13 protein-coding genes and 1 other RNA gene are annotated in these 15735 nt (G+C 62.8%); all 14 read left to right on the top strand.

Translation table 11 applies throughout. The features are described 5' to 3' along the window. Nucleotides 1–179: 179 nt before the first annotated feature. Nucleotides 180–887, top strand: a complete 708-nt coding sequence (locus tag PWG15_RS11770; protein ID WP_275019953.1) for a J domain-containing protein — start codon at nucleotides 180–182, stop codon at nucleotides 885–887. Then, nucleotides 884–1648 carry an N-acetylmuramoyl-L-alanine amidase gene (locus tag PWG15_RS11765; protein WP_275019952.1) on the top strand — a complete coding sequence of 255 codons (765 nt, stop codon included), beginning with the start codon at nucleotides 884–886 and terminating at the stop codon, nucleotides 1646–1648. Before PWG15_RS11770 ends, PWG15_RS11765 begins: the two co-directional genes overlap by 4 nt. 224 nt (nucleotides 1649–1872) lie before the next feature. Further along, nucleotides 1873–2400: a lytic transglycosylase domain-containing protein gene (locus tag PWG15_RS11760; RefSeq protein ID WP_275019951.1), complete on the top strand. Its 528-nt coding sequence runs from the start codon at nucleotides 1873–1875 to the stop codon at nucleotides 2398–2400. A gap of 455 nt (nucleotides 2401–2855) precedes the next feature. Further along, the gene (locus PWG15_RS11755) at nucleotides 2856–4046 is read left to right on the top strand and encodes an NAD(P)/FAD-dependent oxidoreductase (protein ID WP_275019950.1); all 1191 of its coding nucleotides are present in this window, start codon (nucleotides 2856–2858) and stop codon (nucleotides 4044–4046) included. 104 nt (nucleotides 4047–4150) lie between these two features. Then, nucleotides 4151–4551: RNase P RNA component class A (rnpB, locus tag PWG15_RS11750), an RNA gene on the top strand. Between the two features lie 587 nt (nucleotides 4552–5138). Then, on the top strand, nucleotides 5139–5579 hold the full coding sequence (gene mraZ / locus PWG15_RS11745) for a division/cell wall cluster transcriptional repressor MraZ (protein ID WP_057253455.1): 441 nt from the start codon (nucleotides 5139–5141) through the stop codon (nucleotides 5577–5579). A gap of 14 nt (nucleotides 5580–5593) precedes the next feature. After that, a complete protein-coding gene (gene rsmH / locus PWG15_RS11740; protein WP_275019949.1) occupies nucleotides 5594–6619 on the top strand; it encodes a 16S rRNA (cytosine(1402)-N(4))-methyltransferase RsmH in 1026 nt (341 codons plus the stop codon). A 6-nt stretch (nucleotides 6620–6625) separates the two neighbouring features. Then, entirely contained in the window at nucleotides 6626–7012 is a 387-nt protein-coding gene (ftsL, locus tag PWG15_RS11735) for a cell division protein FtsL (protein ID WP_275019948.1), read from the top strand. Then, nucleotides 7012–8760, top strand: coding sequence for a peptidoglycan D,D-transpeptidase FtsI family protein (locus tag PWG15_RS11730; RefSeq protein WP_275019947.1), 1749 nt, complete (start codon nucleotides 7012–7014; stop codon nucleotides 8758–8760). The genes ftsL and PWG15_RS11730 overlap by 1 nt, the downstream gene beginning before the upstream one ends. A 66-nt stretch (nucleotides 8761–8826) precedes the next feature. After that, nucleotides 8827–10290, top strand: coding sequence for a UDP-N-acetylmuramoyl-L-alanyl-D-glutamate--2,6-diaminopimelate ligase (locus tag PWG15_RS11725; protein WP_275019945.1), 1464 nt, complete (start codon nucleotides 8827–8829; stop codon nucleotides 10288–10290). After that, the gene (locus PWG15_RS11720; RefSeq protein ID WP_275019944.1) at nucleotides 10290–11729 is read left to right on the top strand and encodes a UDP-N-acetylmuramoylalanyl-D-glutamyl-2,6-diaminopimelate--D-alanyl-D-alanine ligase; all 1440 of its coding nucleotides are present in this window, start codon (nucleotides 10290–10292) and stop codon (nucleotides 11727–11729) included. The genes PWG15_RS11725 and PWG15_RS11720 overlap by 1 nt, the downstream gene beginning before the upstream one ends. A 251-nt stretch (nucleotides 11730–11980) precedes the next feature. Further along, the gene (gene mraY / locus PWG15_RS11715) at nucleotides 11981–13081 is read left to right on the top strand and encodes a phospho-N-acetylmuramoyl-pentapeptide-transferase (protein ID WP_275019943.1); all 1101 of its coding nucleotides are present in this window, start codon (nucleotides 11981–11983) and stop codon (nucleotides 13079–13081) included. 7 nt (nucleotides 13082–13088) lie between these two features. Further along, nucleotides 13089–14480: a UDP-N-acetylmuramoyl-L-alanine--D-glutamate ligase gene (murD, locus tag PWG15_RS11710; RefSeq protein WP_275019942.1), complete on the top strand. Its 1392-nt coding sequence runs from the start codon at nucleotides 13089–13091 to the stop codon at nucleotides 14478–14480. Between the two features lie 100 nt (nucleotides 14481–14580). Next, nucleotides 14581–15735 (top strand): putative lipid II flippase FtsW, encoded by a 1155-nt coding sequence (gene ftsW / locus PWG15_RS11705; RefSeq protein WP_275019941.1) that lies wholly within the window; start codon nucleotides 14581–14583, stop codon nucleotides 15733–15735.

Here is a 15735-nt window from a genome sequence, read left to right as displayed (position 1 = left end):
AATGGCTGTTCCCGCGGGAACAGCTTTCCGTCGGCTGGTTGTCGCAAGTTCCAATCGATGGATTGACAATAGTGAGGGGCCATCACAAATTCGTCATCCTCGTGGTTCGGACCGTCCACCGCTTGCAATTTGCCACCACATCGGTCCATGCTATAGAGTGGAGATACAGGGAACCTCGCATGTCATTTTGGGACAGTCTCCTCAAGATCGTTACCGCCACCGGCAATGCACTTGCCGGCGTGGTTGAGGCCGTGCGTACCCTGTTCGAGGGCGATCCGGAAACACGGCGCAAGGTGGCATTCTCGGTCGCCATGATCGCGCTTTCGGCCAAGATGGCCAAGGCCGACGGCATCGTGACCGAGGCCGAGGTCGCGGCTTTTCGCGATATCTTCCAGTTTCCGCCGGATCAGGCGCAGAATGTCGCGCGTCTCTATAATCTGGCGCGCCAGGACGTCGCCGGTTACGAGGCCTATGCGGAGAAGATGGCGTCGCTGTGTTCGTCCTGCGAAAAGAACTGCCCGATCCTCGAGGACATCGTCGACGGCCTTTTCCACATCGCCAAGTCGGATGGCGCGGTGCATGAGCGCGAGCTCGCCTTCCTTTTGCGCGTGGCAGACATCTTCGGCATGGACGAGGGACATTTCGAACGCATCATGGCCCGTCATGTCCATGGTGACGGCCGTGACCCCTATCAGGTGCTCGGTGTTTCGCGTAAGGATGACTTCGCCGATATCCGCAGGCGCTACCGGGTGCTCGTTTCCGAGAACCACCCGGACATGCTGGTTGCGCGCGGCGTACCGCAAGAATTCCACGCGATCGCCAATGATCGCATGGCGGCGCTGAATGCCGCCTATGAGGCGATCGAGAAAGAACGCCGAGCCGCATGACCTCGAAATACTGCGACTATCCGGGTGCACGCTTCATGCCGTCGCCCAATTTCGGCGACCGCGTCGACCAGCGCGCGCCGGATATGATCGTTCTGCATTACACCGGCATGCCGACGGGCGCTTCGGCGCTCGAATGGCTTTGTCGCGAGGAAAGCCAGGTCTCCAGCCATTACTTCGTCCACGAGGACGGGCGTGTCGATCAGCTCGTGCCGGAGGCGCGCCGCGCCTGGCATGCCGGCAAGAGCTATTGGAAGGGCGAGACCGACATCAACTCCTGCTCGATCGGAATAGAGATCGCCAACCCGGGTCACCCGGGCGGGCTGCCGGACTTTCCGGAGAAACAGATAGCAGCAGTTGTGGAATTGTGTCGGGACTGCGGCGATCGCTGGTCGATCGCGCCTGAAAGAGTGCTCGCACACAGCGATATTGCCCCCATTCGCAAGGTCGACCCGGGAGAAAAATTTCCCTGGCACATTCTTCATCGCGAAGGGGTCGGACACTGGGTCGAACCGGCGCCGATCGGCGGCGGACGCTTTTTCCAGCGCGGCGACCAGGGCCAGCCGGTGGAAGCCATCCAGTCGATGCTGTCCCTTTATGGCTATGGCATTGATGTGAATGGCGAATTCTGTGAGAAGACAGAAGGCGCGATAGCCGCGTTCCAGCGGCACTTCCGACAACAAAGGGTGGATGGCATCGCCGACATCTCAACCCTTGATACGCTGCACCGGTTGCTCTCCGGACTGCCGCGATTCACCGCCTGACGCGGAAGATTTTTTCGTCAAAACGGCACTTCTGCAGATATTTTTGGCATGTTTTTTTAGCTTTGCCACATGTTTACCATGATGCGGCATTCATTTCCCGCCCCATTGGAACTGCAGGAGCATCAGGGCGCAACGCTCACTTCCTGTGAATGAAACGATCGGGAAGTGAGGTTCGAAGCGGGGTGCGCTTCGGTCCATTCCCCAGACCGGAGAATTCAAACTACATGAGAATTTCGTCTGTTGCTGCGGTGGCGGCATGCCTTGGCATGTTCTTCGCCGGGATGGGTACGTCGTATGCGGGGAGTGTCGATAAGACCATCAAGACCTCGTCCATCCAGTCCGTCACCCGTACCACAGGCTATCCCAAGCCGGATCTCGTCCAGAACGTCCAGTACACGGGTCTGATCAAGACCTACGCCAAGCAGTACGGCGTTCCGATCGATCTGGCGCATGCGATCGTCAAGGTCGAAAGCAACTTCAATCCCAAGGCACGCGGCAGCGCCGGCGAAATCGGCCTGATGCAGATCAAGCCCTCCACCGCCCGCATGATGGGCTATTCCGGTTCCTCCAAGGGTCTCTACGATCCGGAAACCAACATCAAGTTCGGCATGAAGTACCTTGCCATGGCGCATGAACTGTCCGGTGGCACGACCTGCGGCACGGTTCTCAAGTACAATGCCGGCCACGGTGCCAAGCGCATGAACCCGGTTTCCAAGCGCTATTGCGGCAAGGTCCAGGACATCATCGACTGATCGACTGCATGACAAGCGCCGGCGCGTTCTTTGGTCAGCCATAGCGTCGCGCATCGTCCCTTCAGCGCCGAGTCTTTTTGAGACGCGCAAAGGTCGCTGCAGCACTTTGAATTGCTGCATGGTTTTGTCCTCTAACCGGATACGGTTGGAGGAAACATGCAATCGATCCGGTGCGATCCAGGAAGCATGCACTCAGCGAAGAGCTTCATCCGCCAGCCGCGCCCGGCGATGGCGGATGCTCTACAGCGCCGCGCGTCTTATCAGACGCGCAAAGGTCGCTGTAGCCCTTTGATTTTCTGCATGTCTTTGTCCTTAAATCGAGGTCGATTTAAGGAGACACGCAGTAGCCGGACAGGTCTCGCGTTCCGGCGCATACGGAATTTCCTACAACCATCGTGGTGCCATATCGGCTCCGGCATGCTATCTCCCCTTGAGCAAAAGGGATGAGGAACGGCATGTCGGAAAGCTTTGATTTCATTGTCGTCGGCAAGGGCATGATGGGGGCTGCAGCCGCCCGCCACCTGGCCCTTTCAGGGGCCAAGGTCGCGCTGATCGGCCCGGACGAGCCGACGGACTGGGTCAATCATCCCGGCGTCTTTTCCAGCCACTACGACAATGCCCGCATCACCCGCACGATTGACGACGATCCAGTCTGGGCGCGGCTCGCCAGGCGCTCGATCGAGCGCTACGGCGAAATCGAAGGCGAAAGCGGCATCACCTTCTACCATGAAGTCGGCTGCCTGATCGCCGGGCCGGCGCCCGGATCTTCCTACGACTATATCGAGCAGGTGGAGAAGGCGCGCGACGCGCTTGGCGTCGAGGCGCCGCTCTACGATGGCGAGGCGTTGTCGCAGCGGTTTCCCTGGTTCCGTTTCCCCGATGGCACTGCCGGCGTACACGAGAGGCGTGGGGCCGGCTACATCAACCCGCGGGCTCTGGTCGCGGCACAAGCGGTGTGTGCCGAGAAGGCGGGCGCCCGGATCGTGTGCAGCGAGGTCGCGGCCGTGGCGGAGGAGGGCGATTGCGTGGTTGTCGCGACCGTCGACGGAAAGCGGTTCGCCGCGGGCCGGGTGATCGTTGCTGCCGGCGGGTTCTCGATATCTGCAGCACTGCTGCCGAGGCCGATCGATCTCACCGTCAAGGCGCGCACCGTGTTCTTTGCCGAGGTGGCGAGCCGGGATCTGCCAGATTTCCAGGGCATGCCCTCCCTCATCGGTGCGGCGGCGGAGCAGGAGAGAAGCTACTACCTGCTGCCGCCGGTCGGCTACGCGGACGGCAAGCACTACATCAAGATCGGCGGCGATCCGACCGACCGGATCCTCGAAGGCGAACCGGCGGTGCGTCAATGGTTCCGCGGCTCGGGCGGCGCGGCGGCGGCGGCGCATTTGGGCGGACTGCTCGGCGAGGTGATGCCCGGCTTGCAACCGGTCTCCACTCACTTTTCGCCCTGCGTCACTTCGTTCACCCGGCACGGGCTGCCCTATATCGGCTTTGCAGAGGGGAGCCGTATCGCTGTCGTTACCGGCGGCAACGGCCAGGCGGCAAAGAGCTCGGACGAGATCGGCCGCCTCGGCGCGGTCCTCGTGCTCAACGGGTGGATCGACGAGCCCGAATACGGCGCGGATTTCTCCGTCGTGTTCCGTTAGTCGGGTGCGCCAAGGCCGCACCGACCCGATCTGCCTGTTGGCGGCTCGAAAAACCCTGCCGTTTTTTCTGGCGCCGGGCGGCACGCTGGGTTAAGGAGCGCCTGCCAGTTGGCCGGGCAGCCGCTCTCCGCAAGTGCCGAAAGGTCGCGGGGGGAGGAAAGTCCGGGCTCCACGGAAGCACGGTGCCGGATAACGTCCGGCGAGGGTGACCTCAGGGAAAGTGCCACAGAAAGCAAACCGCTCCGCTTGCCGGAGTAAGGGTGAAAGGGTGGGGTAAGAGCCCACCGCGGACATGGCGACATGGACGGCACGGCAAACCCCACCGGGAGCAAGACCGAATAGGGATGACGCGGGCGCGCAAGCGCCCAGCCTGTTTCCGGGCCAGTCATCCGGGTGGGTTGCAAGAGGCTGCGTGCAAGCGCAGTCCCAGATGAATGGCTGCCACGTTCCGTTGCCCTCGGGTAACGGGGCCATACAGAACCCGGCTTACAGGCCAACTGGCGATTTCTCTCCCTGTGCAAATGCGCGGGGCACGCGTTCAGCTCGCGCGGCAGAGCACTCCTCATCGTGGCGATTTCGCTTTGCTCGAACTTGCGGATCAAGTCTTGCAAATCAGGCTGATCCGCACGCCATTTTCACAGCATTCAGCGGAGCCGCTTTAGGCGGTTTTGTCGTTGCTGTTGCGCTTTCTTGGCATGCGATGACGCGTAAACGCTTTTGCGCAACGGCATTGCTGCGCTCTTCCTCACATTCTGATTTTCCAACGATTTGAAGCCGTTCCGCCGTCCTATTCCCGCACGGTGGGGGTCTCTTCGTAACCCTTCGTTAAACTTAACAACCTATCAATATTTGATCAGTCCGACGGCTGTTTACGAACCCATTCCCATTGACGCCCATATGGTCCCATGATATCCCATAATGGCACTGCGCAGGGGCTGCTTCGCGGCCCAACATCGCAAGATTCCAGTGCCTTCCGGCTTCGGAGGGTGGGCGGACATTCCAATGTTCGGCAAGGCTGTCTTGTGTGTGCGGTTACGTGTTCTCGCGGGTCGATGATCGTGGCCCGTCAGTCTTGGGCGGCCGTTTCGCGTTATGAACCGCTTCTTGTCACATGCTGCCAATCGGATCGATGCGAAGGGGCGGGTTTCCGTTCCCTCGGCGTTTCGTTCCGTGCTGTCGGATGGGGGCGTCCGGGAGCTATACTGTTTTCAGGATTTCGTCTTTCCGGCGATCAGCGTCGGCGGGCCGGAGCTCCTGGATCGGTTCGAGAAGCAGATGGCGGCCGAGGATCCGTTTTCCTCGGAGGCCAACGAGATGTCGCTGCTCGTTCATGGGGGCGGCGTCTTCGTGAAGCTCGATCCGGAAGGTCGGTTGATGGTGACGGATTTCATCCGCGACTTCACCGGCATCTCGACCGACGTGATGTTCGTCGGGCGGGGCGATTATTTTCAGCTCTGGGAGCCGCAAGCCTTTGTCAAGGCACAGGCGGTGGCCCGGGAAGGGCGCAAATCACGGGGGTTGCGTCCAGACTAGAATGGAGAGGCGGAATGGTGACGGAACAAGGCGGAGGTATTCCTGAAGCCGAAGGCGGACCGGTTCGTCACATTCCCGTCCTCTTGTCGGAGGTTCTTGCGGCGCTTGAGCCTGCGCCCGGCAAGGTCATTCTCGATGGCACCTTCGGTGCCGGCGGCTATAGCTCCGCAATCCTCAAAGCTGGTGCCGATGTGATCGCGCTCGATCGCGATCCGACGGCAATTGCTGCCGGCCAGACGCAGGTCGCCGAGTGGGGTGGCCGGCTGAAGCTCATCCATGCGCAGTTTTCCGAGCTTGCCGCCCATGCGCCCGATGGTGGGCTCGACGGTGTCGTGCTCGACATCGGTGTTTCCTCGATGCAGATCGACGAGGCCGAGCGTGGCTTTTCCTTCCAGAAGAAGGGGCCACTCGATATGCGCATGTCGGCCTCCGGCGTTTCGGCGGCCGATGTCGTCAACCGCGCCAAGGTGTCCGATCTCATCCGCATCTTCGGTTTTCTCGGCGAAGAAAAGCAGGCGGGCCGTATCGCGCGTGCGATCGAGAAGCGCCGTGCCGAGCAGCCGTTCGAGACGACCCGCGATCTCGCGGGTCTGATCGAGGTGGTGACGCCGCGCAAGGCGAAGGACAAGATTCATCCGGCAACCCGGGTCTTCCAGGCGCTGCGCATTTTCGTCAATGATGAACTCGGCGAACTGGCTCAGGCGCTGTTTGCCGCCGAAAAGGCCTTGAAGCCTGGCGGTCGTCTCGTCGTCGTGACCTTCCATTCGCTCGAGGACCGGATCGTCAAGGCGTTCTTCCAGGATCGTTCCGGTAAGGCCAGCGGCTCCCGCCACCTGCCCATGGTTTCCGCGCGCGCCGCAACCTTCACGCCAGTTGGCAAGCCTATGGTGGCAGCCAGCGAGGAAGAAGCGTCCCTCAATCCGCGCGCCCGCTCTGCAAAGCTGCGCGCCGGGATCCGCACGCAGGCCGCGTCGCCGGGAAACGATCTATCCATTTTCAATCTGCCGGAACTGGCAAGCCTTGCACGGTTGGGGGGCTGACAAGACATGCTTCGAACGCTCGATATCGTTCTGATCGTCGTCATGACGGCCGCCGCGACAGTGACCTATACGATCAAGCACCGTGCCGAAAACAAGCTTGAGGAAGTCCGCAAGCTCGACGTGGCGATCAAGCTTGAAGAAGACACGATCGACCTGCTGCGCGCCGACTGGGCGCTCTTGACGCAGCCGAACCGGCTGGAGCGTCTGGTTGGTGCTTTCGGTGCCGATCTGCAGTTGGCGCCGACACCTTCGACGCAGCTCGCTCAACCGAAGGAGCTGCCGATGCTGAAGGCGGATCTGCCGGTGCCTGAAGACGAAAAGGCTGCGAAGGACGGTGTCGCGGCCATCATCAACAAGACCGATAACATGGCAACTGGCTCGGTGGCGCGCTGATGTCGTTTCTCTCCCGCATCATGGTATTGAAGAGCAAGGCGCATTTCTCGGCAGGCGGCAACAACCGACCGGCGGAAAGCGGCCTCAACGTTACCTTTCAGGGGACGCGCAAGAAGACCACCAACCAGGCGAAGAACCGCGTCGCCATCGTGATCGCGAGCTTCGGCATCGTCTACGCCGTCATCGGCGGCCGCCTCGTGCAATACGGCATGGCGCAGCCGGAAACGGTTTCCAGCATCGGCCGCGCCGACAACCTGATGGCATCGCGACCGGACATTCTCGACCGCAATGGCGAAATCCTCGCAACCGACATCCGCACCGTTTCGCTCTATGCCGAGCCGCACAAGATCGTCGATGCCGACGAGGCGGTGGAGCGGCTGGCGACGGTATTGCCTGACATCAATACCCGCGAGATCTACAACAAGCTGAAGTCGAAATCGCGCTTCCAGTGGCTGCGCCGCCAGCTGACGCCGAAGCAGCAGAGCGAGATTCTGGCGCTCGGCATTCCTGGCGTCGGCTTCCGTCCGGAAAAGCGCCGCTTCTATCCCGGCGGGCACACCGCCGCGCACATCCTCGGCCACGTCAACATCGACAACCGCGGCGTTGCCGGCATGGAACGCTATATCGACAGCCAGGGGCTGGCCGACCTTGCCGCGATCGGCATGACCAGCGACGCCAAGCTCGAGCCGGTGAAGCTGTCGATCGACGTGCGCGTTCAGAATATCGTGCGTGACGTCATCGACGCCGGCATGAAGAACTATCAGGCGCTAGCCGCCGGTGCCGTCGTGCTCGATGTCCACACCGGTGAAGTCCTGGCGATGGCGTCCGTTCCCGACTACGACCCGAACAAGCCGGCCGAAGGGGCGGAAGAAGGCTGGATGAACCGCATGTCGAACGGCACGTTCGAAATGGGCTCCACCTTCAAGACCTTCACCATCGCCATGGGGCTCGATTCCGGCAAGGTGACGCTGAACGACAGCTTCGACGCCTCGGCGCCGATCCGCATCGGCGGCTTCACCATCAAGGACTTCCACGGCAAGCGCCGCGTTCTCACGGTTCCGGAAATCTTCCAGTATTCGTCGAACATCGGCACCGCCAAGATCGCCGACCTCGTCGGCATCCCCGGCCACAAGGAATTCCTGACGCGCCTCGGCCTGCTGTCGAAACTGCCGACCGAGTTGCCGGAAGTGAAATCCCCGACGCAGCCGCGCGAATGGAAGAAGATCAACTCGGTCACCATCTCCTTCGGCCACGGCGTCTCGACGACGCCGCTGCAGACGGCGGTTGCGGGTGCTGCACTCGTCAACGGCGGCAAGCTGATCGAGCCGACCTTCCTGCCGCGCACCGAGGAGCAGGCCAACGCAGTCGCCACGCCGGTGGTCAAGAAGAGCACCAGCGACGACATGCGCTTCCTCTTGCGCTGGAACGGCATTGCCGGCTCGGGCAAGCGGGCGCTGGTGCCGGGCTTCAACGTCGGCGGCAAGACCGGCACGGCCGACAAGGTGGTCAACGGCCGCTACGCCAGCGACCAGAACTTCAACGCCTTCCTGGCGGCGTTCCCGATCGACAACCCGAAATACATCGTGCTGACCTTCATCGACGCGCCGAAGACCGGCGAGGGTGGCGGGCGCACGGCAGGCTCGAACGCGGCTCCCATGGTTCGCGACATCATCAGCCGCTCCGCGCCGCTGCTGGGTGTCGAACCAAAGTTTGGAGAAGACGGTTCTGCCTTGCTTGTGTCTTATTAGACATGAAATGAGAAAGCGGACGATTCGCGATTCTTGCGGATCGAAATCGATGCGAGACGTGCGTTCATGAAGATCAAAGAGCTGGCGGGATCGAACTTCCCGGAACTTTCGGCGCAACTGAGCGGCGCTGCCGCCGATATCGACGTTGCCGGACTGACGGCCGATAGTCGGCAGGTTCAGCCAGGGGATCTCTTCGTCGCGGTTACGGGCAGCAAGGCCGATGGCAGCAGCTACATCGCCGACGCACTGAAGCGCGGCGCGGTCGCTGTCGTCACCGAAGCGGGCTCGGACGTCGATGCCGCATCGGTACCGATGCTGAAGCTCTCTGAACCCCGCGCTTTCCTGGCGCGCGCCGCTGCCGCCTTTTACGGCCGCCAGCCGGAAACCATGGTTGCCGTGACCGGTACCGCCGGCAAGACTTCGGTTGCCTCCTTTACCCGCCAGATCTGGGCGTATTCGGGCTTCGCAGCCGCGATGATCGGCACGACAGGCGTCGTCGCCCCCGGCCGCAACGACTACGGTTCGCTGACGACGCCCGACCCGGTGTCGCTGCACAAGCTCCTGGCCGAGCTTGCCGATGCCGGCGTCACCCATGCGGCGATGGAAGCCTCCAGCCACGGCCTCGACCAGAGCCGTCTCGACGGCGTGCGCCTTTCGGCTGCCGCCTTCACCAATCTCGGCCGCGACCACATGGACTACCATCCGACGGTCGAGCACTACATGGCCTCCAAGATGCGGCTGTTCAACGCCCTGCTGCCGAAGGGTGCGCCGGCGGTGATCTTCGCCGACGACCAGTGGTCGGACCAGGCGATCGCGGCTGCCCGCAAGGCAAAGCTCGATGTGCGCACGGTCGGCCGCAAGGGCGACTTCATCTCGCTGAAGCGCGTCGAGCACTTCCGCCACAAGCAGTCGGCGGAAGTCCATGTCGGCGACGACATCTTCGAAATCCACATTCCGCTCGCCGGCGATTTCCAGGTGGCGAACGCGCTCGTTGCGGCGGGTCTTGCCATGTCGACCGGCATCAGCGCCAAGGCTGCCTTCTCGGCGCTTGAAAAGCTGCAGGGCGCCTCCGGCCGCCTCGAGCTGGTCGGCCAGACCAAGGACGGCGCGCTTGCCTATGTCGACTACGCCCACAAGCCCGATGCGCTTGAAAACGTGCTGGCCTCGGTGCGCCCGTTCACCACTGGCCGCGTCGTCGTGGTGTTCGGCTGCGGCGGCGACCGCGACAAGGGCAAGCGCCCGATCATGGGCGAGATCGCCACACGGCTCGCCGATGTGACGATCGTCACCGACGACAATCCGCGTTCGGAGGTTCCCGAGGTGATCCGTGCCGAAATCATGACTGCTGCCAAGGGCGCGATCGAGATCGGCGACCGCGCCCAGGCGATCCGCACCGCGGTCGGCATGCTGAAGACCGGCGACACGCTGATCGTTGCCGGCAAGGGGCACGAGGAGGGGCAGACGGTCGGTTCCGTGACGCTACCCTTCTCGGACCATGCGGAGGTCCGCAAGGCCCTGGGAGGTTTGTGATGAACTGGCTCTGGACAAGCAGCGATCTCCTGGCCGCGATGAACGGTCGGCCGATGGGCAATCTGCCGGAGGGCATCAGCGGGATCTCCATCGACAGCCGCTCGATCGGCAAGGGCGAAGCTTTCTTTGCGATCAAGGGTGATCGTGTCGACGGTCACGACTATGCCGGCATCGCGCTTGCCAATGGCGCGGCAGTGCTGGTCGTCAGCGAAGGCAAGCTTCCGGCCCTCGGGCGCCTCAATGCGCCGATGATCGTCGTCGACGATGTGCTCGAGGCGATGATCCGTCTCGGCTGCGCGGCGCGCGACCGCAGCGCCGCCAAGATCATCGCCGTCACCGGTTCTGTCGGCAAGACGACCACCAAGGAGATGCTGCGCCATGTGCTCAAGCCGCAGGGCCGCGTGCATGCTTCGGTCGCCTCGTTCAACAATCACTGGGGTGTGCCGCTGACGCTTGCGCGCATGCCCGAAGCAACCGACTTCGGCATCTTCGAGATCGGCATGAACCATCCGGGTGAGATCCGGCCGCTGACTGCCATGGTGCGCCCGCATGTGGCTATGGTGACGAGCATCGCCGCCGCCCATCTCGGCAACTTCAAGAGCCTTGACGAGATCGCCGAGGCCAAGGCCGAGATCTTCGAAGGTGTGGTCAATGGCGGCCATGCGCTGATCATTCACGACAGCCCCCAATACAAGCTGCTGGAAAACGCCGCGGCTGCAGCCGGCGTCAGCCACATCCATTCCTTCGGCGCCAATCCCAAGGCCGAGTTCCGCCTGGTCGAATTCAGCGGTGGTCCGGAAGGCTCCGTTCTCTGGGCCGGCATCGGCGGTCGCACGCTGGAAGTGGCGATCGGCGCGCCCGGACGGCACATTGCCGAGAACGCGGTCGCAGTTCTCGCAGCAGTCAAGCTTGCCGGCGGCGATCTCGACTTTGCGGCTTCGGCTCTTGCGACCATGCAAGCCGAAACGGGCAGGGGGCGACGCCATACTCTGGCGATCGGCACCGGCACGCTGAAGCTGATCGATGAAAGCTACAATGCCAATCCGAGCTCGATGCGGGCGGCGATCGCGCTGCTTCGCGACAGTGAGCCGCCGGTCGGCGGCCGTCGCATCGCCGTGCTCGGCGACATGCTGGAGATGGGCGAACACGCCGTCGAGGTGCATGCCGCACTCGCCCGCCCGCTCGTCGAAGCGGGCATCACCGATGTCTGGCTCGCCGGGCCGTTGATGGCGCACCTGCGTGATGCACTGCCGCCCGAGGTTTCGGTGATCTATCGCGAGAGCGTCGAGGACCTGAAGTCCTATGCACTGGCCGCGGTCGCGCCCGGTGATGTCGTCATGATCAAGTCGTCGAAGGGGACCGGCTGCGCAAAGATCGTGCAGGCGCTGATCGAGACCTATCCGGCAGCGAATGCCGAGGGACCCGAAGCCGAGGAATAAGCCGGCGACACCGCCCATGATGGGCGCGGTGGATACAGCCTGGAGTTAGGTGGCGCGCCCTAACACTTTCGCATGCATGCGCGTATCGTTTTTCAGATGATTCTGTTGGACGACGTTCTGATTACACAGCGCCGCGCGTCTTACAGGACGCGCAAAGGTCGCTGTAACATTTTAAACGGCTGCATAATTTCGTCCTTAAATCGATTCCGATTTGAGGGATTGTGCAGGAAACCTTTGGGGAAAGGTCCCTTATGCTCATTTGGCTCGTGGAACTGGCGGACCACTTTCAGTTTTTCAATCTATTTCGCTACATCACATTTCGCACCGGCGCGGCGCTCTTCACCTCGGCCATGATCGTGTTCCTGTTCGGCCCTGCGATGATCGCCTCGCTGCGCATCCGCCAGGGCAAGGGCCAGCCGATCCGCGCCGACGGGCCGCAGACGCATTTCAAGAAGGCCGGCACGCCGACCATGGGCGGCCTGATGATTCTGGCCGGCATCGTCGTCTCGTCGCTGCTCTGGGCCGACCTTTCCAGCGTCTACGTCGTCTCGACACTGCTCGTCACCCTCGGTTTCGGCGCCATCGGCTTCTATGACGATTACCTCAAGGTCACCAAGCAGTCGGACAAGGGCTTTTCCGGCAAGGCGCGCCTCGGCTTCGAATTCGTGATCGCGGCGATCGCCGTCTTCTTCATGATGCAGGCAGCGCTCTCGAGCGGTTCGGCCGGCTCGACCTTCGGCTCCTCGGTCACGTTCCCCTTCTTCAAGGACCTCATTCTCAATCTCGGCTATTTCTTCGTGCTGTTCGGCGGCTTCGTCATCGTCGGCGCCGGCAATGCCGTGAACCTGACCGATGGTCTCGACGGCCTTGCGATCGTACCGGTCATGATCGCCGCCGCCGCCTTCGGCCTGATCGCCTATCTCGCGGGTAACGCGGTCTTTGCGAATTACCTGCAGATCCATTTCGTGCCCGGCACGGGCGAGCTTGCCGTGATCCTCGGCGCCGTCATCGGCGCCGGCCTCGGCTTCCTCTGGTTCAACGCGCCGCCGGCCGCGATCTTCATGGGCGACACCGGGTCGCTGGCACTCGGCGGCCTGATCGGCACCGTTGCCGTTGCCGTCAAGCACGAGATCGTCATGGTCATCATCGGCGGCCTTTTCGTCATGGAAACGCTGTCGGTCATCATCCAGGTCTTCTGGTTCAAGCGCACCGGCCGCCGCGTCTTCCTGATGGCGCCGATCCACCACCACTTCGAAAAGAAGGGCTGGACCGAAAGCCAGGTCGTGATCCGTTTCTGGATCATTGCCGTCATCCTGGCGATGGTCGGCCTCTCCACCCTCAAGCTGCGGTGAGCGGACGATGATCCCGGTCACCACCTTCAAGGGCAGGAAAGTCGCTCTCTTCGGTCTCGGCGGTTCGGGGCTCGCAACCGCTGAGGCACTGGTCGCCGGCGGCGCCGAAGTCACCGCCTGGGACGACAATCCGGATAGCGTCGCCAAGGCTTCTGCTGCCGGCGTGCCGACGGCGGACCTGCGCACGGTCGACTGGTCCGGCCTTGCCGCCTTCGTGCTTTCACCGGGCGTGCCGCTCACCCATCCGAAGCCGCACTGGACGGTCGATCTCGCCCATGCGGCGGCTGTCGAGATCATCGGTGACGTCGAGCTCTTCGTGCGCGAGCGCCGCGCGCATGCGCCCGATTGCCCGTTCATCGCGATTACCGGCACCAACGGCAAGTCGACGACGACGGCGCTGATCGCGCATATCTTGAAGCAGAGCGGTCGCGACACCCAGCTCGGCGGCAATATCGGCACGGCGGTCCTCACGCTCGATCCGCCCAAGGTCGGCCGCTTCTATGTGGTCGAGTGCTCGTCCTACCAGATCGACCTGGCGCCGACGTTGAACCCGACGGCTGGTATTCTCCTGAACCTCACGCCCGATCACCTCGATCGCCACGGCACGATGCAGCATTACGCCGACATCAAGGAGCGCCTCGTTGCCGGCAGCGGCACGGCGATTGTCGGCGTCGATGATAGTTTCTCTGCCTTGATTGCCGATCGTGTCGAGCGGGCTGGTACCAGGGTCGTGCGCATTTCGCGCCGTCACGTGCTCGCAAGCGGCTTTTACGCCGAGGGCTCGCGCATCCTGAAGGCGGAGGGCGGCACGTCCAGCCTGTTCGTCGATCTCGACGGCATCCAGACGCTGCGCGGCGGTCACAACGCCCAGAACGCGGCAGCCGCCATCGCCGCCTGCCTTGCGGTCGGCGTCAGCGCGGCGGAGATCCGCGATGGGCTCACGAGCTTCCCGGGCCTCAAGCACCGCATGCAGCCGGTTGGCCGCAAGGGTGCGGTCGTCTTCGTCAACGACAGCAAGGCGACCAATGCCGATGCCGCTGCACCGGCGCTTTCGAGCTACGAGCGGATCTATTGGATTGCCGGCGGTCTGCCGAAGGAGGGAGGCATCACGACGCTTGCGCCGTTCTTCCCGAAGATCGTCAAGGCCTATCTGATCGGCGAGGCGGCTCCCGCCTTTGCGGCAACGCTCGGCGAGGCGGTTCCTTACGAGATTTCGGGCACGCTGGAGCAGGCGGTGGCACATGCGGCGGCAGAGGCAGGCAAGGACGAAGCCGGCGCCTCGGCGGTGATGCTATCCCCGGCTTGCGCAAGCTTCGACCAGTATAAGAATTTCGAAGTGCGCGGCGATGCCTTCGTCGGCCATGTGCGCGCGATCGATGGCGTGACGATGCTGATCTGACGCTGCCGGTGCGGCGCGCCATCCGGCGCGCGGTGGGCGGTGATGATACCGGGGTTTCGGACGTGGGGCGCGAACGGCGCCGGAGAAGGGGACTGACAAGATGGTAAGCCGAGCCGAACGTGGCCCCGTGGCCGACTGGTTCTGGACGATCGACAGGTTCTTTCTGGCGACCTTCATCCTGTTGATGGGCGTCGGTTTCATGCTGTCCTTCGCCGCAAGCCCCGCCGTCGCCGAGCGCATCGGCCTCGACAGCTTCCACTTCGTCAAGCGCCACGCGCTCTTCCTGCTGCCGTCACTGGTGGTGATGGTCGGCATCTCCTTCCTCTCGCCGCGCCAGGTCAGGCGCGCTGCGATCCTGCTTCTCGGCGGATCGCTCGCGATGATGGTGCTGGTACTCTTCATCGGCGAGGAGGTGAAGGGTTCGATGCGCTGGCTCTCGATCGCCGGCATCTCGATCCAGCCGTCGGAATTCATGAAGCCGGCCTTCGTCGTCGTCTGCGCGTGGCTCTTCTCCGAACATGCGCGCCAGCCGGAAATCCCCGGCAATCTCTTTGCCATCCTGCTCTTCGGCATCGTCGCAGCCCTGCTCGTCGCCCAGCCCGACCTTGGCCAGACGATCCTGACGACCGCGGTCTGGGGCGGCATGTTCTTCATGGCCGGCATGCCCTGGCTCTGGATCATCCTGCTTGGTGGTGCGGCGCTCGGCGGCTTCTTCGTCGCCTATACGATGCTGCCGCACGTGGCCGCGCGTATCGACAAGTTCCTGACCGGCGAGGGCGATACCTTCCAGATGGATACGGCGCGCGAGGCGATCATTCGTGGCGACTGGTTCGGCCGGGGACCCGGCGAAGGCATCGTCAAGCGCATCATTCCGGACAGCCATACCGACTTCGTCTTTTCCGTTGCGGCCGAGGAATTCGGTATCGTCTTCTGCATGGTGATCGTCATGATCTTCGCCTTCCTGGTGATGCGCGGCCTCAATCATGCATTCCGCGAACGCAACGACTTCAACCGGTTCGCGGTTGCCGGCCTGGTTCTCCAGATCGGCATCCAGTCGATGATCAACATCGGCGTGAACCTCGAACTGCTCCCGGCCAAGGGCATGACCCTGCCGCTGATCTCCTATGGTGGCTCGTCCATGGTGGCGATCTGCGTCACCGCCGGCTTCATCCTGGCGCTGACCCGTCACCGTCCGGAGAAGCGCGCCGTGGAGCGCAGCCTGTTTCGGTCCGGCATTGGCGTGCCGGCGGAGTAA

It is taken from the genome of Ensifer adhaerens (assembly GCF_028993555.1).
Classification (GTDB): Bacteria; Pseudomonadota; Alphaproteobacteria; order Rhizobiales; family Rhizobiaceae; genus Ensifer; species Ensifer adhaerens_I.
Note: the sequence above shows the minus strand (reverse complement) of the source record. Positions and strands in the feature narration are given on the sequence as shown.